Origin of the sequence: Sulfurivirga caldicuralii (genome assembly GCF_900141795.1) — a bacterium.
In the GTDB taxonomy this organism is placed as follows: domain Bacteria; phylum Pseudomonadota; class Gammaproteobacteria; order Thiomicrospirales; family Thiomicrospiraceae; genus Sulfurivirga; species Sulfurivirga caldicuralii.
In genome coordinates this window covers 414,551-438,149 of sequence record NZ_FSRE01000001.1, presented here as the reverse complement: position 1 = coordinate 438,149, position 23,599 = coordinate 414,551, and the positions used below count along the sequence as shown (strand labels likewise).

At 60.4% G+C, this 23,599-nt stretch carries 21 protein-coding genes; 6 read left to right on the top strand and 15 right to left on the bottom strand.

What is annotated here, in order from left to right; translation table 11 throughout:
• The first annotated feature begins 10 nt into the window (after positions 1 to 10).
• Positions 11 to 1,291 carry an amino-acid N-acetyltransferase gene (gene argA, locus BUQ81_RS02290; protein ID WP_074200765.1) on the top strand — a complete coding sequence of 427 codons (1,281 nt, stop codon included), beginning with the start codon at positions 11 to 13 and terminating at the stop codon, positions 1,289 to 1,291.
• On the top strand, positions 1,288 to 1,926 hold the full coding sequence (gene rnt / locus BUQ81_RS02285; RefSeq protein ID WP_074200764.1) for a ribonuclease T: 639 nt from the start codon (positions 1,288 to 1,290) through the stop codon (positions 1,924 to 1,926). Before argA ends, rnt begins: the two co-directional genes overlap by 4 nt.
• Here the strand turns inward: rnt and BUQ81_RS02280 are convergent.
• From BUQ81_RS02280 to BUQ81_RS02270, 4 genes are all read right to left on the bottom strand, one after another.
• Positions 1,896 to 2,951, bottom strand: coding sequence for a GGDEF domain-containing protein (locus BUQ81_RS02280; protein ID WP_074200763.1), 1,056 nt, complete (start codon positions 2,949 to 2,951; stop codon positions 1,896 to 1,898). The two genes, rnt and BUQ81_RS02280, sit on opposite strands and share 31 nt — an antisense overlap.
• 84 nt (positions 2,952 to 3,035) lie before the next feature.
• The gene (locus tag BUQ81_RS08710) at positions 3,036 to 3,176 is read right to left on the bottom strand and encodes a hypothetical protein (protein WP_159432252.1); all 141 of its coding nucleotides are present in this window, start codon (positions 3,174 to 3,176) and stop codon (positions 3,036 to 3,038) included.
• 27 nt (positions 3,177 to 3,203) lie between these two features.
• Positions 3,204 to 3,560, bottom strand: a complete 357-nt coding sequence (grxD, locus tag BUQ81_RS02275; protein ID WP_074200762.1) for a Grx4 family monothiol glutaredoxin — start codon at positions 3,558 to 3,560, stop codon at positions 3,204 to 3,206.
• A 43-nt stretch (positions 3,561 to 3,603) separates the two neighbouring features.
• Positions 3,604 to 5,388 carry an N-acetylglutaminylglutamine amidotransferase gene (locus BUQ81_RS02270; protein WP_074200761.1) on the bottom strand — a complete coding sequence of 595 codons (1,785 nt, stop codon included), beginning with the start codon at positions 5,386 to 5,388 and terminating at the stop codon, positions 3,604 to 3,606.
• Positions 5,389 to 5,521: 133 nt separating this feature from the next.
• Between BUQ81_RS02270 and BUQ81_RS02265 the strand changes: the two genes are divergently transcribed.
• From BUQ81_RS02265 to coaE, 3 genes are read left to right on the top strand one after another with little or no spacing between them, the layout of a single operon-like run.
• On the top strand, positions 5,522 to 6,406 hold the full coding sequence (locus BUQ81_RS02265; protein WP_074200760.1) for an alpha/beta hydrolase: 885 nt from the start codon (positions 5,522 to 5,524) through the stop codon (positions 6,404 to 6,406).
• Entirely contained in the window at positions 6,375 to 8,663 is a 2,289-nt protein-coding gene (locus BUQ81_RS02260; RefSeq protein ID WP_143598438.1) for a bifunctional diguanylate cyclase/phosphodiesterase, read from the top strand. Before BUQ81_RS02265 ends, BUQ81_RS02260 begins: the two co-directional genes overlap by 32 nt.
• Positions 8,642 to 9,238 (top strand): dephospho-CoA kinase, encoded by a 597-nt coding sequence (gene coaE / locus BUQ81_RS02255; RefSeq protein WP_074200758.1) that lies wholly within the window; start codon positions 8,642 to 8,644, stop codon positions 9,236 to 9,238. The genes BUQ81_RS02260 and coaE overlap by 22 nt, the downstream gene beginning before the upstream one ends.
• 34 nt (positions 9,239 to 9,272) lie before the next feature.
• On the opposite strand, the gene BUQ81_RS02250 is transcribed toward coaE, so the two are convergent.
• From BUQ81_RS02250 to secA, 3 genes are all read right to left on the bottom strand, one after another.
• A complete protein-coding gene (locus tag BUQ81_RS02250) occupies positions 9,273 to 10,244 on the bottom strand; it encodes a Nudix family hydrolase (RefSeq protein WP_074200757.1) in 972 nt (323 codons plus the stop codon).
• A 105-nt stretch (positions 10,245 to 10,349) separates the two neighbouring features.
• Positions 10,350 to 11,576, bottom strand: coding sequence for a bifunctional glutamate N-acetyltransferase/amino-acid acetyltransferase ArgJ (argJ, locus tag BUQ81_RS02245; protein ID WP_074200756.1), 1,227 nt, complete (start codon positions 11,574 to 11,576; stop codon positions 10,350 to 10,352).
• Positions 11,577 to 11,585: 9 nt separating this feature from the next.
• Complete coding sequence (gene secA / locus BUQ81_RS02240; RefSeq protein ID WP_074200755.1) at positions 11,586 to 14,324, bottom strand: preprotein translocase subunit SecA; 2,739 nt, start codon at positions 14,322 to 14,324, stop codon at positions 11,586 to 11,588.
• 82 nt (positions 14,325 to 14,406) lie between these two features.
• Here secA and BUQ81_RS02235 point away from each other — a divergent pair, with 82 nt between their 5' ends.
• Complete coding sequence (locus BUQ81_RS02235; RefSeq protein WP_074200754.1) at positions 14,407 to 14,850, top strand: DciA family protein; 444 nt, start codon at positions 14,407 to 14,409, stop codon at positions 14,848 to 14,850.
• 112 nt (positions 14,851 to 14,962) lie between these two features.
• On the opposite strand, the gene lpxC is transcribed toward BUQ81_RS02235, so the two are convergent.
• From lpxC to murD, 8 genes are all read right to left on the bottom strand, one after another.
• Entirely contained in the window at positions 14,963 to 15,868 is a 906-nt protein-coding gene (gene lpxC / locus BUQ81_RS02230) for a UDP-3-O-acyl-N-acetylglucosamine deacetylase (protein WP_074200753.1), read from the bottom strand.
• 64 nt (positions 15,869 to 15,932) lie between these two features.
• The gene (gene ftsA, locus BUQ81_RS02225; RefSeq protein ID WP_074200752.1) at positions 15,933 to 17,171 is read right to left on the bottom strand and encodes a cell division protein FtsA; all 1,239 of its coding nucleotides are present in this window, start codon (positions 17,169 to 17,171) and stop codon (positions 15,933 to 15,935) included.
• Complete coding sequence (locus tag BUQ81_RS02220) at positions 17,149 to 17,847, bottom strand: cell division protein FtsQ/DivIB (RefSeq protein ID WP_074200751.1); 699 nt, start codon at positions 17,845 to 17,847, stop codon at positions 17,149 to 17,151. Before BUQ81_RS02220 ends, ftsA begins: the two co-directional genes overlap by 23 nt.
• Positions 17,844 to 18,752, bottom strand: a complete 909-nt coding sequence (locus BUQ81_RS02215) for a D-alanine--D-alanine ligase (protein WP_074200750.1) — start codon at positions 18,750 to 18,752, stop codon at positions 17,844 to 17,846. Before BUQ81_RS02215 ends, BUQ81_RS02220 begins: the two co-directional genes overlap by 4 nt.
• Positions 18,749 to 20,134, bottom strand: coding sequence for a UDP-N-acetylmuramate--L-alanine ligase (murC, locus tag BUQ81_RS02210; RefSeq protein WP_074200749.1), 1,386 nt, complete (start codon positions 20,132 to 20,134; stop codon positions 18,749 to 18,751). Before murC ends, BUQ81_RS02215 begins: the two co-directional genes overlap by 4 nt.
• The gene (murG, locus tag BUQ81_RS02205) at positions 20,124 to 21,188 is read right to left on the bottom strand and encodes an undecaprenyldiphospho-muramoylpentapeptide beta-N-acetylglucosaminyltransferase (RefSeq protein ID WP_200770532.1); all 1,065 of its coding nucleotides are present in this window, start codon (positions 21,186 to 21,188) and stop codon (positions 20,124 to 20,126) included. The genes murC and murG overlap by 11 nt, the downstream gene beginning before the upstream one ends.
• Positions 21,181 to 22,302 carry a putative lipid II flippase FtsW gene (gene ftsW / locus BUQ81_RS02200; protein ID WP_074200747.1) on the bottom strand — a complete coding sequence of 374 codons (1,122 nt, stop codon included), beginning with the start codon at positions 22,300 to 22,302 and terminating at the stop codon, positions 21,181 to 21,183. Before ftsW ends, murG begins: the two co-directional genes overlap by 8 nt.
• Positions 22,292 to 23,599 carry a UDP-N-acetylmuramoyl-L-alanine--D-glutamate ligase gene (gene murD, locus BUQ81_RS02195; RefSeq protein WP_074200746.1) on the bottom strand — a complete coding sequence of 436 codons (1,308 nt, stop codon included), beginning with the start codon at positions 23,597 to 23,599 and terminating at the stop codon, positions 22,292 to 22,294. The genes ftsW and murD overlap by 11 nt, the downstream gene beginning before the upstream one ends.

Sequence of the window (23,599 nt, the reverse complement as noted above, 5' to 3'; positions counted from 1 at the left end):
AGCGAGCGGCATGACGCACAACGATCCCTTCATCACGGCCTTGCGCCAGGCCTCCCCATATATTCTTGGCCATCGCGACAAAACCTGTGTGGTTTACCTGGCCAGCGAACTGGTTGCCGATGAAAAGGCCCTGCGCGATACGCTGGCTGATCTGCTACTTCTACACAATATGGGGCTCAAGCTGGTGCTGGCTGTCGGGCTGCGCGAGCAGTTTACCCATGCACTGCAGGAAAAGGGATTGCAATGCGATTTCTGCGGCCAGCAGCGGGTCACCCCTGCCGAAGCGCTGCCCATTCTGGCAGGGGTAAGCGGTCGTGTGGCAACACAGCTGCAGGCGCTTGCCTCCTGTCGCTGCCCTGTCAGCGACCTGCGCACACTGCCGCCGGTCATTACCCTTGGAAACTGGGTGATCGCCCAACCACGTGGTGTGCTGAACGGCACCGACTTTCAGCATACCGGCCGGGTGCGCAAGGTGCAGGTGGACATGCTCAGGCATGCCCTGAACAGTGGGCAGATCCCCATGCTGACCGCGGTTACCCCCTCCTTTACCGGCGAGCTGTTCAATCTCAATGCCTTTGAGCAGGCCTGCGCCGTCGCCAGCGCCTTGCGATCCGACAAGCTCATTGTGCTGCTGCCACAAGATCAGCTACCAACGCTACCCAAGCAATTGAACGCGCGTGAGCTGCAAAAGAACCAGAGCAAGCATCAACTGCTTCCGCAGCTGGCGGAAGTCAGTGGTGCAGTACGCCGCATTCATCTACTGGATGCGTTTGCCCCCGGCGCACTGCTCAAGGAACTGTTTACCCGTGATGGCGTCGGCACGCTGATCTTTGCCGATCAGTACCACGAAATCCGCCAGGCCACCATTGACGACGTGGGCGGCATCCTCGCCCTGATCGAACCACTGGAAGAAGCCGGCATACTGGTACGTCGAGAACGGGAAAAACTGGAAGCGGAAATCGCCAACTTCCTCGTGGTCGTGCGTGACGGGCACATTATTGGCTGTGCCGCCCTCTATCCGCTCGATGAACACGCAGCGGAAGTAGCGTGCTTTGCGGTGGATCCCGCCTATCGCGGTCAGGGCATCGGTGTCAGCCTGCTGCACGCCATCGAAGCGCGTGCCTGCAGTCTTGGCCTTCAGCGCCTCTATCTGCTCACCACACAAACCCAACACTGGTTCACCCAGCATGGTTTTGTCGAAGTGAATCCCGAGGACCTGCCGGAAAGTCGCCAGGCCCTCTACAACTGGCAGCGCCGTTCCCGCGTGTATGCCAAGGCGGTGTGCGAATGAAACGCCCCATCACCGAAATCAAACAGCGTTTCCGCAGCTTCCTGCCCGTGGTGGTGGATGTGGAAACGGCCGGTTTTGATGCCGATCGCAGCGCCCTGCTGCAGGCGGCGGCGTGCATCCTGCGCATGGACGCAGATACGGGAGAACTCTATGTGGCTGACAGCCTGGAGGTCGATATCCTGCCCTTCGATGGCAGCGAGATCAGTCAGGACGCCTTGAAGTTCAACGGCATTGAAGACCCCTACCATCCCTTTCGCGGTGCCCTCGCCGAACGGGCAGCGCTTGAAAAGCTGTTTGCACCCATCCGCAGCGAAATCAGGGCCACGGGCTGTACCCGCGCCATTCTGGTCGGGCACAACGCCCACTTCGATCTGGGCTTTATCAATGCTGCGGCCGAACGCACCGGGGTCAAAAGCCCTTTCCACAAGTTCAGCACCTTTGACACGGTGACGTTATCCGGCCTGATGTACGGCCAGACCGTACTGGCAAAGGCTGTGCAGGCTGCAGGTATCGAATGGGATCAGAAACAGGCCCACGGGGCCCTGTACGATACGCAGAAGACGGCAGAACTGTTCTGCAAGATTGTCAATGCGCATCCACTCTATCAGGCGGATACGGTGGAGCAGACCACCTGATTGCGGCCACCCTCCTTGGCACGATAGAGGTTTTCATCGGCCGCCTGAATCAGGCGCTCGCTATTCAATTCCTCATCCAGCGACTCGATGCAGACACAACCTATACTGGTTGTCACGGGAATAGTGCGACCGTCCCACTGTACCAGTGCTTGTTCGATGGCGCTACGAATGCGTTCACAGATGCCCGCAACCTGGTCGCAGCTTACACCTGGCAGCAGTAACAACATCTCTTCGCCGCCATAACGCATGGCCACGTCCCCTTCGCGCAACTGCGCGCGAATTCTTGCTGCCACCTGTTGCAGCACCGCATCGCCGCCACCATGCCCATGGGTGTCGTTGATGGCTTTGAAATGGTCGAGATCCAGCAGTATCAGTGCCAGCCCCTTGCCCGCCTTAAGGCTCTGCGCCAGCGCCCGGCTGAAAGCACTTTCCAGATCATGACGCAACAGCAAGCCCGTCAGCGCATCATGGCGGAAATCACTCACCGTACGCTGCAGGAAATAGGCCAGCAACCCCGCATGGAGAGAAAGCGATAGAAATACCACCCGCTCCAGCAACGAGTTGGCCAGTGTCCAGCCCTGTTGCTGGACAAAATAATCCAGGCTCAACGCAGCGGTGTGCTGCTCAGCATGCTGCTGCAAAAAGCGCTCGAGAATCTCGTCGTCCTCTATCGTTACCTTCAGTAATGGCGTCAGGGAGCACGCTTGCGTATCCTGCAATTGCGTCGCATCATTCACTGGACGGAAGCTTGCCCAAATCTCCAGCTGCGGCAGAAGCCACTGCAAGGGACGAATTATTTCTCGCGGCACCTTATCCGGCAGCTCGCCCTGTTCCGTGTTCCGCACCACCTGACCAAGGCGTTGTGCACTCTCTGCCAACTCAAACTTAAAATACCCCTGGGCAAGACCCCGTTCGATCTCTTCGATGAGCTGATACAGCATGGCCGCTGGAATCTCGCTGAACCTGAGCAGCTGACCACGAATCAGGCGCAGGCCCGCCATCATGTCTTCAAGGGTAATACTCATCTGGGCGTGCATGAATCCCAATTCGCAATAGTGTGCTCGAAAAGCCGCCTCATCCATTTGCGGCGAGCGAATAAACGCATCGCGCTAACGGATGACGAGGCTATCAATCTGCGCTTGAGAAGTGAAGAACTGGCGAAAATGGTGGGACGTGCGCATGTAGTCGTAGAAGGCTTCAAACGCCTTCTCGATACGCTCAGGGTTGATAACGCTGTAGTCGGGCCGCATCACACCTGAACCAAAGGGACAGCGATTTCAGGCGTCCTGCTGCGCGTGCTTGGCGTTGGCTTCGGCCATCATCTTCTTCAGCTCGCCGCTTTCCGCCAGTTCAAGGGTGATGTCGCAGCCGCCCACCAGCTCGCCGTCGATATAGATCTGCGGGAATGTGGGCCAGTCCTGATACTTGGGCAGAAACTCGAATACGGCCGGATCCGCCAGGACATTGACGAAACCGAAGTTTTCACCGGTATCGATCAGCGCCTGTGCCGCGCGGGCAGAAAAGCCGCACGACGGCATCTGTGGTGTGCCTTTCATGAAAATAACGACCGGATTGTTCTTGACGATCTGATCGATCTTTTCCAGTGTTTCCTTTTCCAATTGCTGGGTATCCATATGCTGTCTCCTGTGTAGCCCGTATCAGTAAATTTAAAAGATTTTACCACCGAATACCATCCACAACCTGCTGCAGCCACAACTCCAGCAATGCCAGTTGCCACAGTTTGCTACCCTGAATAGCCGTATAGGACCAGTCAGCCTCCGGCTCAGCCAGCAGCTTCTCCACATGGGCCGGATTGAAGAGGCCGCGCTGGCGTGCCCGCTCCGAAGTCAGAATCTGACGCATGAATTCATAAAACTCACCGCGCACGTATTTCAGCGCCGGCATGGGAAAGGCCACCTTGGGACGATGGATCACCTTTTCCGGAAGCCGTCCTTCGGCGAGACGCTTCAGAATGTACTTGCCGCCCCTTTTCAGCTTGAGCTCGGGGGGCAGCTCAAACGCGCGCTCCACCAGGTGATGATCCAGAAAAGGCACGCGCGCCTCCAGCCCCCACGCCATGGTCATGTTGTCCACCCGCTTGACCGGATCATCCACAATCAGGGTGGTGACATCGAAGCGCAATACCTGATCCATGAATGTCTCCGCACCGGGTTCTTCCAGCGCCTGCGCCACCAGTGCCCGGGTCACATCATCGGTGTGATAGCGTTCGCTGACCGCCTGCAGCCACTCATCGTGGTCGCGATCGAAATAATGGGGGGCAAAACGGTCAATGGGGGCGCCCGTGGCAGCCTGCATGCGTGGATACCAGAAGTACCCGCCAAACACTTCATCGGCGCCCTGCCCCGTCTGTACCACCTTGACCGCCTTGCTGACCTGTTCAGATAGCAGATAAAAGCCCACCGCGTCCTGGCCAAACATGGGCTCGCTCATGGCGCACACTGCCTCGGGCAGGCGGGTCAGCGCCGCCGCATTGGGGATCAGATACTTTTCATGCCGTGTGCCGTAATATTCAGCTACTGCATCGGAAAACTCGAACTCGCTGCCCTTCTCTTCCGGGGCATCCTCAAAGCCGATGGTAAAGGTGCGCAGATCCTGCTGACCCGCCTCCGCCAGCATGGCTACGATGAGACTGGAATCGATACCGCCGGACAACAGCACGCCCACCGGCACATCGGCCGCCAGCATGCGCTTGCGCACTGCATCCCGCAGTCCCTCGCCAATGTACTCGACCCACTCGTCCTCACTGCGTGCCTGGACAGGACGCTCAGCTTTCAGCCACCACCAGCGCCGCGTAATCAGCTCGCCATTGGGCTGCATCAGCATCCAGTGCGCCGGCGCCAGCTTGCGCACCCCTTTCAAAATTGTATGCGGCGCCGGCACCACCCCATGCAGCGTCAGCTGGTGATGCAGGCCGACCGGGTCAATATCCGTATCGATGCCGCCCGCTGCCAGCAGCGCCTGGACATTGGAAGCAAAGCGCAACCCGTTATCAAGTGGTGCGTAATAGAGCGGCTTGATGCCAAAGCGATCCCGAGCCAGCCACAGCTGCTGATGATGGTCGTCCCACAGCGCAAAGGCAAACATGCCATCGAAGCGCTGCAGACAGTCGATGCCCCACTGTCTAAACGCCTTGATAATGACCTCCGTGTCGGAGTGGGAGCGGAACATATGCCCCAGCGCTTCCAGCTCGCTGCGCAGTTCGCGATAGTTATAGATGCAACCATTGAAAACCAGCACCAGCTCCTCATCTACCATGGGCTGATGCCCGGCTGGCGACAGATCGATAATAGCCAGTCGGCGATGCCCGAGCGCCACCTGATCGTGCTGCCAGATGCCCTCATCGTCGGGCCCGCGCCGTTCAAGTTCCGCCAGCATGGGTTTCAGCACGGCTGCATCCACCGCTTCACCGTTCCAGTGAATCTGTCCGCAAATTCCACACATTGTTCATTCTCTCGTTCGATTCAAGCTGTCCACACACGCATTGAGTATCCCCAGCCATTTCATCGGATAGGCAAGTGCATACATGACACAAGACACTGTAAAATGGCCATACGAACCCATCTGGACCAGCGGCATGCAGCGGAAATATCTGCCTTCCTTTCTTTTACTGTTTATTCTGCTCGGCACGACCTTCACCAGCCGGGCTGAGGTTGTTCAATACAAGCTGCCCTCAAACGGACTGGTCGCTGTGGCTGACTATACACCGGGCGATACAAAACGCCCCGCCGTGCTTATTCTACATGGCCTGCTCACCACCAACCGTTTCCATACGGTGCGCGCGATGATGGAAACCGCGCAGGAGCTGGGCTTCGGCGTGCTCGCCCCCAATCTCACCTATGCCATTCCCAGGCGCAATGAAAGTGTCCTGTGTACCAGCCTGCACCGCCATACGCTCGACATGGAAGCGGCAGAGATTCACGACTGGATCGACTGGCTGCGTCAGGAGGGCTATCCGAGCGTAATTCTGGTGGGACATTCTGCCGCCAGCCAACTGTTTCTGTACGCCCTGAAGCAAAAACCGCGCAAGGATGTCAGCGGCCTGATCCTGACCAGCCTGCTCTATCTCAACGGACCGGAGCTGGGCACCCGGCAGGCGGAGCTGGACAAGGCGCGACGCATGATAGAAGAAGCGGACAGTACGCCACAGAAATGGCACTGGGTCTTCTGCCGTGGCAATTATCTGGCGACACCGGAAAGCTATCTGAGCTACACGAAGCTGACCCGCCCCTTTATCCTCCAGACATTGAAAGAGATTAGTGCCCGGATACCCACCTATGTGGTCATGGGCGGTGCCGACAAGCGCTATGAGCGCACGGGACGCAATATTCTCGACCAATATCGGCAGAGCGGTGCACACGTGGTGGTCATCGACGGGGCCAATCACTTTTTTTCCAGCGAACACCAATTCGACCTGCAGGATACCTTGAGTGACATTCTTGAAACGCATGCGGCGCCTTAACTCCTTTCGTCGCCCACTGCGCACTCGCGATTGGGTCGTCGTCATCACCCTGTTTATTGGAGTCATGACCGCCCTCTATGCAGCCTACGTGCTCAGCCAGACCGTGCAACTCTATGCACAACTGGAAGCACAGGAGCGTAAGGCTGCACAGCGCGAGCTGAATGCAGCGGTCGAAAACACCCTGCAGCTGTTGAACCAGCAGATCGAAAAGCTTACCGCCTGGCAGGAGCTGCGCGCGCAGTTTCAGGATCCCAGCTACTATTTCTACTGGCGCGAACAGGCCCTGCCTACCTCGCGACGCTATCCCCAATCACTGTTGGAAGTGGAACTCTATGGACCCGACCGTCATCGTCTGGCAGGCGTGGGCAACCCGCTCAAGTACCTGGATGACGTGCTTCCACCGATGGATATCCTGTGGGTGAGCGATGGCCAGCATCTCACGCTGATCCGCTACGCTACCATCCAGGATGACTCGGGGCAGACGCTTGGCCATGCCGGATTCGCATTTGATTTTCTTGACGCCCTGCGCCGCAACAACACCTTCCAGCACCTGAAACCGGACCAGATTCAGATTGTCGGCGTGGGCCGTTTCCTTACAGAACGCATTCACACATTGCTGAAAGCGGATGTCCAGCCCGATCTCATTGCGAAAATTCTGATCGAACGTTTCCAGAGCGCTTTTGTCTGGCTGCTGGTCCTGCTGTTCACCATGATCGCGTTTCTCTGGGTCATGCAGTATCTGCTGCAGGGGCGAAGCTACAACACCATTCTGACCACCCTGAAACGCATTCATCAGGCCAACCGCCCGCTGCCATTCCCTTCCCGATCACTGCCAATTCGCGAGCTCAATCAGCTGCTTCATCTCCTCATCCGCCTGCAGCACCTGTGGTTGCGTCAGCGCAACAAAGCCAAAGCGCTCGTGGGCGAGCTAGAGCGCATCGCGTTCGAGGATGCCCTTACCGGCCTGCCAAACCGCAACGCATTGATTCGCCAGTTTGAGCAGAACGCACTGCATCCTCCCTTCGCTTTCGTTCTGATTGATATCGCCAATTTCCGCGCCTTCAACGACACCTACGGCTCGGAAACCGGCGATGCCCTGCTGAATGCGATTGCAGAGATACTACGCGATGCCATCGGGGATATCCCTGACGCTCAGGTGTACCGGGTGGGTAGCGATGAGTTCGTGCTGGTGATGCCCAATCTGTCCAAAAGGATGGCCATTGAACGCGTCGAAACCCTGATCAAGCGCATTCATGCCCTCACGCTGGAGGCGCTGACCGGCCACCTCAGCCACATCAAGTCACGCGCGGGACTGGTCTATGTTGACGCGGACCGCAATCAAGAACATGAAAAAAAAGATGAAAAGCGCTGCACCTTCAGCGCCTGCCTGATGCGAGCCGATGCCGCACTGCTGGCGGCCAAGAAGCAGCAACACGCCGTGATGGATTTCGATGCGCTGGAAAGCGTACGCGCCCCCTTGCTGGATCATGCACTGGGCAATTTCATCGACCACGCAGTGCGCACGGGCAAAGGGCTGGTTCTGCACGCCCAGCCAATCGTCTCAGCCCGGGATGGCCATGTCCTCTATCACGAGCTGCTGGTTCGCGCCAAATCGGCAGATGAACACCTGATTCACCCGGCAGAACTGTTTGAATGGATCAATCGTCACCACCTGCACCGCCAGCTGGATCACCACGTCATACGCATGGCTGCAGAGCTGCTTGCCAGCGGCCAGATTCCTGCAGGCCAGGGCATCAGCCTCAACCTGTGCGAACAGACGCTGCTGTCCGCAGACAACCTTGCTGCGCTGCTTGCCCCCTTGCATCCCCATGTCGGGAAACATCCAATCACGATTGAAGTACTGGAATCCGTACTGATGACGCGGCTGGAAGGTGTGCGCGATCTGTTGACCCAACTGCAGGCGCATGGATTCCACATCGCGTTGGATGACTTTGGCAGTGGCTACGCCTCATTCCGCTATCTGGCCCAGCTGCCGCTGAATACGGTCAAGCTGGATCGCGCCCTACTCAGCATGCTCGACAGCCCTGTGGAACGGGAGCGGGAGCTGTTCGTTCAACTGTGCCACATGCTCTCGGAAGCAGAGTTTCGCGTCATTGTGGAAGGCGTCGAAACAACGACCCAGTGCGCACAGCTCCAGCAACTGTCCATTACCGGCATGCAGGGCTACCTCTTCAGCCGCCCTGTCCCGCAACCTGTCATTCAAGTGGATGTCCCATGCCCACCGTCATCGCCCTGACCGGTGGTCTGGCCAGCGGCAAGAGTACCGTGGCCCGATATCTGAAGGAAAAGGGCTATCCGGTCTTTTCCGCCGACGAGGCAGCTCGCGAAGTGGTCGCACCGGGCGAGCCCGCCTGGGCTGCCCTGCGAGAATCGTTTGGTGCGGATTACTTTCACGCCGACGGCAGCCTTGACCGTGCGCGTCTGCGCGAACGGGTTTTCCGCGATCCGCAAGCACGTGCTCGACTGGAGGCCATGACGCACCCGGCCATACGCACGTGGCTGCAAACCCGCATCGACGCAACCGATGCGCCGGTTGTGTTCGTGGAAATCCCCTTATTGGTAGAAAGCGGCCGACCACCCTTCGTGGATCAGGTGTGGGTCATCGACTGCCCGAAAGCATTGCAACGCGCCCGTGCACAGGCACGCGGACTGGATACGGAAACGATCGACGCCATTCTGGCGGCGCAAACAACGCGTGATGCCCGCAAAGCCGTTGCCGATGCCATCATTAGCACCGACAGTGACTGGAAAGCGACGCGCCAACAGGTGGATAACCTGCTGAAAAACCTGCAGCAGACCGCTGCGCCGTAATCCCTTCAGACAGGGAAGCCGCTCCCGAACAGCCTTATCGATTCCACCACGACGAAATAGCGGCAATGCCCTGTGCGCCGGCTTCACGGGCCTGCGCAAGTTCGGCATCGCCGACTCCGCCCAGCGCATACACCGGCAGCGGACTTTGCGCAACAAGCTCTGCAAAGCGCTCCCACCCCAGCGGCGCCTGATCCGGATGACTGGAGGTAGCCTGAACCGGAGACAGGACAAGGAAATCCGGCGCCAGCTTCAGCGCCTGAGCCATTTCGTTTTCGTTATGCACGGAAATCCCCAGCAGCCGCTCGGGCGGCACGGGCCGGGTGGTCAGATACGGCAAATAGCGGCTGGGCAGCTGCAGGCCGGCCGCCTGAGGAAACAGCATCAGCAGCGAAGGATCACCGTTGAGGATCAGCTGCCCGCCGTGCCCCGCCACAAGATGCTGCAGCTGTTTGGCGTGCTGCAGATAATCCCCCCGCGGCAGATCGGGCGCGCGCCACTGTATGAGACGCAACCCCTTGGACAATAGCCCTGCGACCTGATCATACAGCTGGTTGGGCGTGTGCCAGCGCCCGGTAATGGCGTAGCGCAGCGGCAGCCGCAGCGCACGCACAATGCCGCGATTGGCGGCGGGAAAGTCCCGCTGATCAAGCTGACTTAAAGGCCACCATGTCAGCCGCTGCCCTTCCCGTTGCTGAGGCGTGCCAGCAAACTGCGAGCTCACGAACACATGCAGACGCACCTGCCGATCGCCATAATCCCATGGGATGGTAATCAACGGGCTCCAGTCTTTTACATCCAGGCCGGTTTCCTCATGAAATTCACGGCGCAAGGCTACCTCGGGCGTCTCACCCGACTCGATCTTGCCACCGGGAAAGGCCCACTTGCCGCCCTGATGCTGGCCGACAGACCGCTGCTCCAGCAGCACCTGATCGCCCTGGCGCAGCACACCAACCGCCACCTCGACAGGGGGGTCCCCGACTTTTTCAAATGCGTTTTTTTCAGCCACGGATGCGGGCCTCGACAGGTTCGTCCAAAACGGTAAAAGTGCGCTTAACCGGCATGGAAAGGGCCTGCCGAGAAAGATGGCAGCCCATGCGCAGCTTCAGGCCGTTCAAGTACGGTATTCGGCATTGATCTTGACGTAATCGTAGGAGAGATCCGTGGTCCACACGGTCTCCTGTGCGCTGCCCATGCCCAGTGCAACGCGGATGGTGATTTCATCCTGATTCATGACCCGCTGGCCCGCTTCTTCGGTGTAGTCGGGCGCACGCCCCCCATCGCGCACAATGCAGACATCATCCAGCCAGATGCGCACGGCATCAATATTGAGGTTTTCCACCCCGGCACGCCCCACCGCGGCCAGAATGCGGCCCCAGTTGGGATCGGAGGCAAACAGCGCCGTCTTTACCAGTGGTGAATGGGCGATGGTAAAGGCCACTTTAAGGCTGTCGTCTGCCGTGGCGCCCTCGTCCACCTGCACGGTTACGAACTTGGTGGCGCCCTCGCCGTCGCGCACGATCATCTGTGCCAGACGCCGCATCACATCGTCCATGGCGCGCAGAAACACTTCGCCATCGGCGCTGTCCAGGGCGTCGATTTCAGCCATGTCCGCCACACCGGTAGCGCTGAGCGTGCAGGCATCGTTGGTGGAGGTATCGCCGTCCACGGTAATGCGGTTGAAGGAGCGCTCGGTGGTCTGCTGCAGCACCTGCTGCAGCACCGGCTGGCTGACGCGTGCATCAGTGGCTACGTAGGCGAGCATGGTGGCCATATTGGGGTGGATCATGCCGGAGCCCTTGGTCATGCCAGTAATGACAATCTCGGCACCGGACGGCAGAATAATGCGCTCGCTGACCACCTTAGGCACGGTATCGGTGGTCATGATGCCGCGGCACGCCTGCTGCCAGCCTTCGATATTGAGGGCAGCACACGCGGCCGGGATGCCCTGTTGCAGCCTGCCCATGGGCAGATTTTCGCCAATGACACCGGTGGAAAACGGCAGGACCTGCTCGGGCTCCAGGCCCAGCTCCTCCGCCACCCAGCGGCAGGTGGTACGGGCATCGGCCAGCCCCTGCTCGCCGGTACCGGCATTGGCGTTGCCACTGTTGATCACCAGCGCCCGCGGCTGGGTAACGGCCAGGTGCGCTTTCGCCACTGTCACGGGGGCAGCACAAAAGGCATTGCGGGTAAACACGGCAGCGGTGCGCGCGTTTTCACCCAGCTGCATGATGACCAGATCCGGGTTACCGTTTTTCTTGATGCCGGCGGCCGTCGAGCCCAGCCAGCAGTCCGCCACGGGGTGAATAGGAGGCAATTGATCACTCAGTCCGACAGCCATGGTTACTCCTTACTGCAGCTTGCCACAGCACTGCTTGTATTTCTTGCCGGAACCGCAGGGACACGGATCGTTGCGGCCCACCTTGGGGGTTTCGCGGCGATAGGGCGTCTGCGCGGAAGCCACCTCGTTCAACGCGGGCTGCGGCAACTCCCCAGGCGTCTGTTCCATCAGCGAGAATTCATCGTGGCTGACCTCCAGATCCATCAGCTGCGCCTGCTGCTTCGCCTCCATGGCGGCCACGTCATCATCTGTGGCCACGGTCACCTTGGAGAGCACATCAATGGTGTCGCGCTTGACGTTTTCCAGATAGCCCTTGAACATTTCAAAGGCTTCACGCTTGTACTCCTGGAAGGGATCCTTCTGCGCATAACCGCGCAGGTGGATGCCTTGGCGCAGGTAGTCCATGGCCGCCAGATGCTCGCGCCACAGGCTGTCCATGGTCTGCAGCAGCACCGCCTTTTCGAAGGCGCGCATGGTCTCTTCGCCCACCTGCGCAACCTTGTCCTGATAGGCGGCTTCCACTGCTTGAACGATCTTGTCGCGCAGCGCCTTTTCGTGCAACGACTTGTCTTCCTCCACCCACTGGCGTACCGGCAGCTCGACGGCAAAACGTTCTTTGAGCGCCGTTTCCAGACCGTCCAGATCCCACTGCTCGTCCAGACTGCCGGGCGGAATGAACTCATCGATGGTTTCGTTCACCACTTCAGCGCGCATGTCGCGAATGATGTCGGAAATGTCATCCGCTTCCAGCAGTTCATTACGCTGCGCATAAACCACCTTGCGCTGGTCGTTGGCCACATCGTCGAACTTGAGTAGCTGCGCGCGGATATCCTGGTTGCGCGCCTCCACCTTTTTCTGCGCCTTTTCGATGGCGTTGGTGACCATGCGGTGCTCGATGGGTTCGCCTGGGCGCATGCCCATCTTTTCCATCATCGCCTTGATGCGGTCGGACATGAACATGCGCAGCAGATCGTCATCCAGCGACAGATAGAAGCGGCTCTCGCCCGGATCGCCCTGACGGCCGGAACGGCCGCGCAGCTGGTTGTCGATGCGGCGGGATTCGTGGCGTTCGGTACCGATCACCTTGAGGCCGCCGGCGGCCTTGGCTTGCTCGTTGCGTTTCTGCCAGTCCGCCTTGACCTGTTCGATCTGCTCCGGCGTGGCATCTTCACCCAGCTCGGCCAGCTCCTGCTCCAGGTTACCGCCGAGCATGATGTCGGTACCGCGACCCGCCATGTTGGTGGCCACGGTCACGGCGCCGGGCCGGCCGGCATTGGCGATGATCTTCGCTTCCTGTTCGTGGTGCTTCGCATTGAGCACATGGTGCGCAATTCCCGCCTTCTTCAGCAGGGTCGAGACCACTTCGGACATTTCGATGGAGGCGGTGCCCACCAGTACCGGCTGGCCCTTTTCATGGCTCTCCTTGACTTCCTGCACCACCGCTTCCAGCTTGCTGGGCATATCCAGGAAGACAAGATCGGGATGATCCTTGCGGATGGTCGGCTTGTTGGGCGGAATCTGCACCACTTCCAATCCGTAGGTCTGCAGGAATTCGCCCGCCTCGGTGTCGGCGGTGCCGGTCATGCCGGACAGCTTCTTGTACAGGCGGAAGAAGTTCTGGAAAGTAATGGAGGCCAGCGTCTGGCTTTCGGCCTGAATGGGTACGCCTTCCTTGGCTTCCACCGCCTGATGCAGCCCCTCGGACCAGCGCCGCCCCTGCATCTTGCGCCCGGTGAATTCGTCGATAATGACGATTTCGTTGTTCTCGACGATGTAATCCTTGTTGCGCTCAAACAGCACATGCGCCCGCAGGGCAGCATTCACATGGTGCATCAGCGCAATGTTCTTCGCGTCATAGAGGCTCTCGCCCTCGCGCAGCAGCCCGGCTTCCACCAGCAGCTTCTCCACCTTTTCGTGGCCCTGGTCGGTGAGGTAAACATTCTTGGCCTTTTCGTCCACGGTGAAGTCGCCGGTCGAGGTCTTGCTTTCCTCGTCCTCTTCACCCCGCTCCAGATGGGGGACGATTTCGTTGATCTTCAGATACACTTCGGCGCGATCCTCGGCGGGGCCGGAGATGATCAGCGGCGTGCGCGCCTCGTCAATGAGGATGGAATCCACCTCATCCACAATGGCGTAGTTGAGTCCGCGCATGACCCGCTCATCGGGCGAGAACACCATGTTGTCGCGTAGGTAGTCGAAACCGAATTCATTGTTGGTGCCGTAGGTGATGTCGGCCGCGTAAGCCTGACGTTTCTCCTCGAAGCTCTGCCCGCTGGCGATCACACCCGTTTCCAGACCGAGCCAACCGTAAAGGCGCCCCATCCATTCCGCATCGCGGCGCGCCAGATAGTCGTTGACGGTGACCACATGCACCCCTTCGCCGGAAAGCGCGTTGAGGTAGGCCGCCAGCGTGGCGACAAGGGTCTTGCCCTCACCGGTGCGCATTTCCGCAATCTTCCCTTCGTGCAATGCCATCCCGCCGATCAGCTGGACATCGTAATGACGCATGCCAAGCACGCGCTTGCTCGCCTCGCGGGCGACAGCAAAGGCTTCCGGCAACAGCTCATCCAGTGTTTCACCCTTTTGCAGACGCTCACGGAATTCCGGCGTCTTTGCCTGCAGCTCAGCGTCGCTGAGTGCTTCCATCCTGGGCTCAAGGGCGTTGATCTGCTCGACCACCTTGCCGTAGCGCTTGAGCAGACGGTCGTTGCGGGTGCCGATGACTTTGCGGAACAGTTTCTTAATCATGGGGTGGCCCTATCCTTGCCGCTATAATTCCGGGAATGAAAAAACCTGCAAATAATACCACATCACCCGTGGAGACCTTGGCATGAAGCCCCTGCTGGAACAGCCCGGCCTGCAGCGCCTGCTGGATCAGGCCGCCCTGTATGGCGCCCTGCTGGAAACCGCCCGCTCGGCCCTGCCAGATGAGCTGGCCGAGCAGGTCATCGGCGTCTCCCTCGATGGAGAAACGCTCATCGTGCAGGTGGAACAGGCGGTATGGGCGACACGGCTGCGCTACGCGGCACCACAGCTGCTCGACACCTTTGCTCGCACCTTTCCCCATCTGAAACTGACACAGTGCAAGGTAAAGATCAGTCCCCTGCCCCGCCCCCAGCCCGTGGAAAAACGCACGGCAAGCCTGCCGCCCGCCAGCGCTATCGAAGAGATGGAAACCCTGAGCCGCCTGATTGAAGACGAAGCACTGGCAAAACGACTGCAGCGACTGGCCGACAGTGCCCGCAAGGCACGGGAAAGGAAGGAACAGGGCTAAAAAGCCGTGCGTGCAGTGGCGTTTGCAGCGGCCAAAAAATGCGCCCCGCAAAAAGTCGGGGACCCCCTTTTCAAGCCGGGCTTTCCTGCGGGAAACGGCTTAAGGCGCCGATTCAGACGACAATCTTGCTGCTGCCGTATGAGATGGGGGTCGAATCCGTGGCGGTAATCACTTCGTAGGCATCCGGCTGCGCCATCAATGCTCGCAACAGCTGATTGTTGAGCGCATGGCCGGACTTGTGCGCGCGGAACTCGCCCAGCACGGGATGGCCAAGCATGTAGAGGTCACCCACCGCATCGAGAATCTTGTGACGCACAAACTCGTCGCGATTGCGCAGGCCGCCCTCGTTCATCACGCCGTTCTCATCCAGCCCAATGGCGTTATCCAGACTCGCTCCCAGCGCCAGATTGTGCTGCCGCAGGGTCTCGATATCCTTGACGAAACCAAAGGTGCGCGCCCGGCTGACTTCCTTGAAGTAGGCGGTAGAGGAAAACTCCAACGTCATGCGTTCGGCGGTCTGCTTGAACGCTGGATGGTCGAAATCAATGGAAAAGGTCAGACGAAAACCGTCGTAGGGGTGGAATTCGGCCCAGCCGCCCTTGTCGTTTTCCACGCGCACCGAGCGCTTGATCCGTACGAACTTCTTGGGGGCATCAAGGGTTTTCAGTCCAGCCGACTGCAGCAGGAAAATGAAGTGAGATGCACTGCCATCCATAATGGGCACTTCATCCGCATCGATATCGATATAGAGGTTATCGATGCCCAGACCCGCCAGCGCCGACATCAAATGCTCGATGGTGGCGATCTTGGCACCGTCGCGCACGATGGTGGTGCACAGGGTGGTTTCACCCACCAGTTCAGGCGAAACAGGCATTTCCACGACAGGATCGAGGTCGGTACGGCGGAAGACGATGCCCGTGTCGGCAGGTGCAGGGCGCAGCGTCATGTGCGCTTCGTGGCCGGTATGCAGGCCGACGCCCCGCGCAGTGATGGGGTTGGCAATGGTGCGCTGATTCACAGGAAAATCGGATTCTCAATACAGGCTAAAGACGTATTGTAGCACCGGTATTTGCAGTCTGCGGTCAGAAACTGCTCTTGAACCAATTTTTCAGGCGGGCCAGCAGGTTGCCGGCCTTGTGGATGTCAAGGCGTGTGGAACCATTGCGCGGACGGTGCTTGCGGCCATATTCCAGCAGTCCTACGGTGGTGGCATACTGGGGCGCCGCCAGCTGATCGCTGAGCGAGCCCAGGTTGTGGGGCACACCCAACCGCACCGGCATGTGGAAGACCTCTTCGGCCAACTCCACCGCACCTTCAATGCGGCTGCCGCCACCGGTCAGCACCACCCCGGCTGCGGTCAGATCCAGGAAGCCGCTGTTGCGCAGTTCGTCCTGAATCAGCTGAAACAGTTCTTCATACCGAGGCTCGATTACTTCGGCCAGGGTGCGACGGCTCAGACAGCGCGCCGGGCGATCACCCACGCTGGGCACTTCGATCTCCTCGCTGGCAGACACCAGTGTGGGCAGACAGGCACCGAAGCGACACTTGATGCGCTCCGCTTCCGGCGTTGGCGTGCGGAAGGCGATGGCGATATCGCTGGTGACCTGATCGCCGGCGACGGGAATCACCGCCGTATGGCGGATGGCGCCCTGATGAAACACGGCAATATCGGTGGTGCCACCGCCAATGTCCACCACGCACACGCCCAGTTCGCGCTCGTCTTCGGACAGCACCGCTTCGCTGGAAGCCAGCTGCTCCAGCACAATGTCTTCCACATCCAGATCGCAGCGCTGCACGCACTTGACCAGATTCTGAATGCCACTGACGCTGCCGGTGATCAGATGCACCCACGCTTCCAGACGCACGCCCGACATGCCCACTGGCTGGCGAATGCCGCTCTGTCCGTCGATGGTAAAGCTCTGCGGCAACACGTGCAGCACTTTCTCGGTGTTGGCAATCGGCCGGGTGCTGGCCGCTTCCACTACACGCTGGATATCCTCCTCGGTGACCTCGTTGCCGCGCACCGCCACCATGCCGTGGGAGTTGGTGCTCCTGATATGGTCACCAGCGATGCCCACAAACACCGAGTCAACGCTGATCCCGGCCATCTTTTCGGCCTCTTCCACCGCATGCTGAATATCGTGGGTGGTGGCATCGATGTCCACGACGACACCTTTCTTCAAACCGCGGGATGGCGTGACGCCGACGCCGGTCACCTCGAGTGAACCATCCGCCTTGGTGCGCGCGATGACCGCCGCCACTTTTGAAGTGCCGATGTCCAGTCCGACAAGGACGTCATCACTCTGTTTTCTCAATGCCATCGTGCTCGTTCCGCAGTTTGATTACAAAGCCATTACTATAGCGCAAATCAATATGATCCGTGGCTTGGCGCAGCGCCGGTTTCACCGCGTCCCATGTCTGCTGCAGACGCCGTAGTTGCACACCGGCCTGCGCCTGCTCCAGCCAAATCGGATGCTGTTTTGACCAGTACGTCAGCACCGAACCGCCGGGGACGGCCTCCAGCCGTGTCAATCCCCATTCCGGCGCCAGCCGTGAAAGACGCACCGCCAGTTCCAGAAGTGCAGGCGCCGCCTTGGGATCCGGGCCGTCCAGCCGCAGCAGATTGGCAAAAGCCTGTGTCCCCTCCGGGGGGTAAAAAACGTGGCCACGACGATCCACCAGTGCGGCATTGTCCCAGCGCGCCACCGGCACCTCGGCCGTGGCACGCACCACCAGGGTGTGCGGCCACACCCGCCATGCCTGCGCCTTGGCTACCCAAGGATCAGCGATCACGGCCTCGCGCACCTGTTGCAGGTCCAGCGACCAGAAACGCGCCCCATGCCATGCTTCCACGCGCGGGCGCAGCGCCTCGGCTGACAGGTGTTCCCCCTGCACCTCGATGCGAATCCGCTCGATCTGCTGCGTACCCAGATAGGTGTAGATCCCCGCGAACAGCAGCAGCGCCAGCAGGGTCCAGATCAGGGTGAGCCGCTTCACCGGGTCAGGCTCACCTCAAGAATGGTGCGCACCAGCGTATCGAAATCCATGCCGGCCGCCTTCGCGGCCATGGGCACCAGCGAGTGATCGGTCATGCCGGGCACCGTATTGAGCTCGATCAGCCAGGGCTTGCCTTCTCCATCCACCATCACGTCCACGCGGCCCCAGTCCTGGGCGCCCAGCGTATGAAACGCTTCCAAACACAGTTCTGCAATTTCCGCTTCCTGCACGGCATTCAGGCCGCAGGGACAGTGATACTGCGTGTCACCCGCTTCATACTTGGCGGTGTAATCATAGAATTGCCGTGGCGTCTCCAGCCGAATCAGCGGCAACACCCGTTCACCCACAATCCCCGCGGTGTATTCCGTGCCATCGATCCACTGTTCCAGCAGCACCTCATCGTCATACTTCAGCGCGATCTCCACCGCCTCATGCAGCATTTCCGGCGTATCCGCCCGGCTGATGCCGATACTGGAGCCCTCACGCGCGGGCTTGACCATTACCGGAAAACCCAGCATGTACTGAGTCAGATCCAGCGGCGCCTGCGGTGTGATTACATCAAACGCCGGAGTCGGCAAGCCGGCGCCGCGCCAGGCCAGCTTGCTGCGCAACTTGTCCATCGCCAGCGCCGAGGCGGCCAGGCCGCTGCCGGTATAGGGCATGCCGAGCGTATCGAGAATACCCTGAACCGTACCGTCTTCCCCCCAACGTCCGTGCAGGGCGATAAAGGCAAGGTCATAGCTGTCGGCCACCTTAATAAGATCGTCCAGCGTGCGCACATCGCAGGCGGTCGCATCAATGCCCTGGCGCTGCAATGCCGCAGTCACCGCCTCGCCACTGCGCAGGGAAATCGGACGCTCCTCGGATACGCCCCCCATCAGAACTGCCACCCGTCCAAACGTCATGCACACACCTCCTGTTGCCACTGTCGTGCAAGCTGGCCTACATTGCCTGCACCGAGAACCAAAAGAATATCGCCGTCTTCCACCACTTTCTCAGCCAGTTCGCGCGCCTCTTCCAGCGACTCGCTTACAAATACATTGGCATACCCCTGCGTACGCAGGGCCTGAGCAATGGCGCGGTGGTCCGCACCGGGCACGGGTGCCTCGCCCGCCGCATACACCGGCGGCAGAATCACACAGTCCGCCTGCTGCAACTCACTCACAAAGCGGTCGAACTGTTCGGCTGTGCGACTGTAGCGGTGCAGCTGAAACACCAGCACCCTGCGCTGCCCCGGGAATGCCTGAACGGCTGCCTGCAGCGTCGCGCCCACTTCGGTGGGATGATGACCGTAGTCATCCACCAGCGTGACGCAGTGTGAGCCCACACGCCGCTGTGGATAGACGTTGAAGCGGCGGCCCACACCATGAAATGCCTCCAGCGCACGGGCAATGGCGTCGGGCGCCACGCCCAGCTCCAGTGCCACCGCGGCAGCCGCCAGCGCATTGAGCACATTGTGCTCCCCGGGCATATTCAGGGTAATCGGCAACGCAAGATCGCCCCGGCGCAGCACAAAGTGGCTGCGCAGCCCGGCAAACTCAATGGACTCCGCCCACAGATCCGCCGAATCATCCAGCCCATAGGTCAGCGTGTGGCGCTCGAATCGGGGCAGCAGCTGGCGAATGGTTTCGTCCTCATTGCACACGATGAGCTGACCGTAAAAGGGCAGACGCTGCACAAACTGAACGAAGGTTTCCTTCAGCTGCTCAAAATCACCGCCATAGGTGCCCATGTGATCCGGTTCGATATTGGTAATCACCGCCATGTGCGGTAGCAGATGCAGAAAAGAGGCGTCCGATTCATCCGCTTCCGCCACCAGATACTCGCTGGCGCCCAAGCGCGCGTGACTGCCGGTCTGATTGAGGCGCCCGCCAATGACATAGGTGGGATCCAGCCCGCCTTCGGTGAGAATGGCTGCCGTAAGACTGGTGGTCGTGGTCTTGCCATGGGTGCCGGCGATGGCGATGCCGTAGCGCATGCGCATCAGTTCCGCCAGCATCATGGCGCGGGGAATGACTGGAATGCGCTGCGCGCGTGCATGGATGATTTCCGGGTTCTGTTCCGGCACGGCAGACGACACCACCACCACGTCGGCGCCCTGCACCGCCTGCTCGCTGTGGCCGATAAAGATACGGGCACCCAGCGCCGCCAGCCGAGTCGTATTGGCCGATTCCTGAATGTCCGAACCGCTGACGGTATACCCCAGGTTAAGGCATACCTCGGCGATGCCGGCCATACCGACCCCGCCGATGCCGACAAAGTGGATGTGTCTGATTCTATCTTGCATGGTATTCCATTATCGTGGCGACGATTTTCTCCGCCGCATCGGTGCGGGCATGGGCGCGCATCGCCTCAGCTGCACTCATCAGTCTGTCAGACTGACACCAGTCCTGCAGCGCTGCAGCCAGTCGCTCCGGTGTCAGTGCCTGCTGCACGATACAGGTGCCTGCGCCGATGGCTTCAATGACTTCGGCATTGGCGCGCTGATGATCATCCACCGCATGGGGAAACGGCACCATAATGGCGGGACGCCCCGCCGCCATCAGCTCGCTGACCGTCAGCGCGCCGCTGCGGCTTACCACCAGATCGGCCCAGGCATAGGCTTGAGCCATATTATCAATGAAAGGCTCGATGCGTGCGCGAATCCCGTGGCGCGCATAGGCAGCAACGGCCGCATCATAGGTGGCCATGCCTGTCTGGTGCCATACTTCGGGACGGCTGCCTTCAGGCAACAGCGCCAAAGCTGCAGGCACTGTCTCATTGAGTGCCAGCGCGCCGCGGCTGCCGCCCACGACCAGCAGATGGCAGGGTTCATGCGGTGTTAGCGGCGGCACAGCCACAATCTCGCGGCGCACGGGATTACCCACCACCTGCACCCGCTGGCCCAGTGAATGGTGCTTCAGGGGGAACGCGGCAAACACGGCCTGTGCAAAGGGTGCCAGCAGGCGATTCGTCAGCCCAGGCACGGCATTCTGTTCATGGATGAACAGCGGCAGCCCCAGTGTTTTTGCCGCCAGCCCGCCGGGGCCGCACACAAAGCCCCCCATACTCAGTACCGCCTGCGCCCCCTGCTGCTGCAGAATGCGGCGCGCCTGCATGGTGGCACGCGCCACGTTCCACGGGGCCTTGAGCCAGCCGGCCAACCCCTTGCCACGCAGGCCGCGAATGGCGATGGCGTCAAAGGGAATGCCCGCGCGCCGCACCCACTCGGCTTCCATGCCCCCTTCGGTGCCGATCCAGGCTACCTGAACACCTCGCTCACGAAACACCTCGGCAATGGCGAGGCCAGGAAAGACGTGCCCGCCGGTTCCGCCTGCCATGATGGTCATGCGTTCAAGCATGGGTGGCCTCCATGCGGTTTTCATAGTCAACCCGCAACGCCAGCGCCAGCGCCATGGCAAAAATGACCACGCTGGAGCCCCCGTAGCTGAACAGCGGCAAGGTCAGCCCCTTGGTGGGGAACAGTCCCAGGTTAACGCCCATGTTTATCAGCGCCTGCAGCATGAACCACACCGCCACGCCATACACCACCAGCGCCTGGAAGATCCGGTCTACAGCCATGGCACGCGCCCCTACCCGGAACAACCGCCAACCGATAAAACCGTACAGCGCGATCAGAAACAGCACGCCGATAAATCCGAACTCCTCCCCATAGATGGAGAAGATAAAATCGGTGTGCGCATCAGGCAGATAAAGCAGCTTCTGCACACTCTCGCCCAGACCGACACCGCCTACGCCACCACTCCCCAGTGCGATCAGCGCCTGCACAAGCTGGTAGCCCTTGCCAAACGGATCCGCCCACGGGTCCAGAAAGGTGGTCACTCGCGCCATGCGATAGGGCGACATCACCACCAGCACCGCCAGCATGGAGGCGATGGGCAGCACCAGCATGATGAAGTAGCGCCACGGCGCACCAGCGATCACCAGCAGCGCCGCAATCACGACCATGATGACAAAGGTGGAGCCGTAATCCGGTTCGGCCAGCAGCAGCAGCGCCATTACGCCGAATGGCAGGGCGAGACGCATCATGGCGCCAAAGTCTTCCCGCACCGATGACTGATGCCGGGCCAGATATCCGGCCATGAAAATGACGGTAGCCAGCTTGGCGAATTCCGCCGGCTGAAAGTTCATGATGCCCAGCGGCAGCCAGCGTTTTGCACCATTGATCTCGCGACCAATGCCCAGCACCAGTACCAGCAGCACCAGCGCTGCAATCAGCAGCTTGCCGCGGTGGCGCATCCACCATTCCGTTGGAACCCGCAGCACCAGTGCCATGACCACCACTCCCAGCCCCATCGCCAGCGCCTGGCGCACAAAATAATGCCACGGATCATCGAAGCGCCGCTCGGCAATGGCCATGGACGCCGACAGCACCATGGTCAAGCCCAGAGCCGCCAGCACCACCAGCGCGCCCACAAGCCACGGATCTACCGGGAAACGCCGCTCACTGCTCATGGCCCATCACCACTCGTTTAAACGCCTCGCCACGGGCCACATAGTTGGGAAATTCATCGAAGCTGGCACACGCCGGTGAAAACAGCACCGTATCACCTGCCTGTGCTCGCTGGCGTGCGAGCGCCATGGCCTCCTCAAACGAATCCACAACCGTCAGATCAGGGTGGCCGGCCAGGGCGCCTGCAATGGCATCCCGATCCTGACCGTACACGATCACCGACCGCGCCTGGGTCTGCACCGCCTGAGCCAACGGTGAAAAGTCCTGTCCCTTGCCCACGCCACCCAGCAGCAGGATCACGGGCTGCCGTTGCGCAAAGCTGTTCAGTGCGGCAAGGGTGGCGCCCACATTGGTGCCCTTGGAGTCATTGATCCAGCGGATACCGTCCTGGGTGGGAATGTGCTCGGTGCGGTGCGGAAGGCCCTGAAAGGCGGACACTGCGGCAGTCATCTGCGCCGGCGTCAACTTGAGCGGCTCCACCAGCGCCAGCGCCGCCAGCGCATTGCGTAGCATATGTGCCGTAGGCTGGGCAAGCGCTGACACCGGCACCAGCTTCTGACCGCCTCGACACAGCCAGCCGTCTTGCACCCCATAAGCTGCCTCGTCTTCGGGCGGGGCAGGATCAAAGATGCGCAGCGACTGATCTGCACGGGCCCAGTGCGCCAGCTCCGGCGGCAGAACGGCCAGTGCCGCGCCGTCAAGAATGCGCCGCTTGGCGGCAGCGTAAGCCTCAAGGTCCGCATAGCGATCCATGTGATCTTCGCTCAGGTTGAGCACGGCTGCAGCGGCTGGACGCAGGGAAAAGGTGGTTTCCAGCTGAAAACTGGACAGTTCCAACACGTACACGTCCGCCGGCTGCGTCAGCAGATCCAAGGCGGGCGTGCCCAGATTGCCACCGGCCGGCGCTCGCAGCCCAGCGGCCTGCAGCAGCTGCGCCACCAGCGTGGTGACCGTGCTCTTTCCGTTGGAGCCGGTTATGGCGATCACCGGCGTATCGGTGGCCTGGGCAAACAGCTCGACATCGCCAAGGATCTCGATACCGCGAACACGAGCTGGCGCCAGCACCGGCGACGATACCGCAATCCCTGGCGACACAACGACACGCTGGATGCCGGTCCAGGCGGATTCCGGCAGACTGCCCATATAAATGGGCAGATTGGGGACCAGCGCCTCAGCAGGGGCGGTATCCAGTGTTGGTCGCGTATCGAACGCCCAGGCCAGCCGTCCCGTGGGTGCCAGATGACGCAGGACGGATTGGCCGGTCAGGCCCAGGCCGATGACAGCGGTATCCCCTTGCAT